General features: G+C 52.6%; 1 protein-coding gene. It reads left to right on the top strand.

Translation table 11 applies throughout. The features are described 5' to 3' along the window. Positions 1 to 56: 56 nt before the first annotated feature. The coding region (locus tag ACFFGT_RS19175; protein WP_377024129.1) for an amino acid adenylation domain-containing protein at positions 57 to 816 on the top strand (760 nt) is incomplete at its 3' end.

Raw genomic sequence — 816 nt, 5'->3', positions numbered from 1 at the left:
CAATAATAGGAAGTGAAAAGATAAGCTGCCTGCATTTTGTGCCAAGCATGTTTAACATGTTCATCGCAAACTTGCCTGCAGATGCATCGCCGGGCTTATCGAGCCTTCGCATGGTGGTTACCAGCGGTGAGGCATTATCAGCGTCAACTACAAACAGATGGTATTCAAAAACAAACATACCGGTTCATAATTTATATGGCCCTACGGAAGCCTGTGTAGATGTAACCTATTACCCGGTTTCAGCGCAGGATACAAACATCCCTATCGGTAAGCCGATCTGGAACACCGAAATCTACATCTTAGATGCCGGTTTAAAGTTACAGCCTGTAGGGGTAAGCGGGGAGATCTGTATAGGGGGGGCCGGAGTTGCGAGGGGTTATTTGAACCGCGAAGCGCTGAGTGCTGAGAAATTTATCGCCAGCCCATTCAGGGCCGGGGAACGCCTATACCGCACGGGGGACCTTGGCAGATGGCTCGCGGACGGCAATATAGAATACCATGGCCGTTTAGACGACCAGGTAAAAGTGCGGGGTTACCGGATCGAATTAGGGGAGATCGAGAGCGCACTAAACGGTCACAGCGATGTAAGCAGCTCGGTTGTACAGGCGCTGGATCTGGGCAGCGGCGAACGGGAGCTGGTAGCGTACGTGGTAAGCGGCACACTGCTGAATGTGCCGGAGCTTCGTCAATACCTTCAGGAACGCTTGCCGGGTTATATGGTACCGGGCCATTATGTACAGCTGGAAGCATTACCGCTAACGGCAAACGGGAAGGTGGATAAGAAACGGCTGCCCTCACCGGCGGGCCAGGAGCTTT

Origin of the sequence: Mucilaginibacter angelicae (assembly GCF_042434235.1) — a bacterium.
Classification (GTDB): domain Bacteria; phylum Bacteroidota; class Bacteroidia; order Sphingobacteriales; family Sphingobacteriaceae; genus Mucilaginibacter; species Mucilaginibacter angelicae.
The sequence above is the reverse complement of the archived record's forward strand: the minus strand, read 5'-3'. Positions and strand labels throughout refer to the sequence as shown.